A 553-nucleotide genomic window follows, 5' to 3' on the forward strand; every position below is an offset into this window, starting at 1 on the left:
TTGCGAGAAGAGTCCTTCCGCTTGGTGGGCGAAGGAACAGGGCGTGAACGTGATCTCGATGAGTACGATGCCCACTATATGCACATCGTCCTTTGGGATGAAGAGCAAGGTGAGGTGGTCGGCGCGTATCGCCTAAGAGGTACTGATCAGCTCGATGTACAGGAAGATTCTGATCGGCTGATTGTTAATTCTCCTCTTTATACTGCGAGCTTATTCGACTACTTACCAGCATCGCGTAGCATTCTAGAGCATGGGTTGGAGCTGGGCCGAAGTTTTGTTCAGCCACAATACTGGGGTTCCAAAAGCCTGGAATATTTGTGGTATGGCATCGCAGCCTTTCTTAGGCTACACCCTCAATACCGTTACTTGTTCGGCGCAGTAAGTATTAGCAATACCTTATCTGCACCAGCTAAAGACTTACTTATCTATTTCTATCAGCACTACTATGGAACTGAGACAAAGTATCTAGTCTGTCATCACCCATACCAGCTAAGTGAGGCTTCAAAAAAGCACCTAGATCAATTTTTTGAAGGTTTAGATCTAAAGGAAGGCT

General features: G+C 46.1%; 1 protein-coding gene. It reads left to right on the forward strand.

Translation table 11 applies throughout. The features are described from left to right. Positions 1 to 553, forward strand: a 553-nt coding sequence (locus A3757_RS05720) for a GNAT family N-acetyltransferase (RefSeq protein WP_156506206.1), incomplete at both ends; no start/stop codon positions are given.

The sequence above is a fragment of the Oleiphilus sp. HI0117 genome, assembly GCF_001635235.1.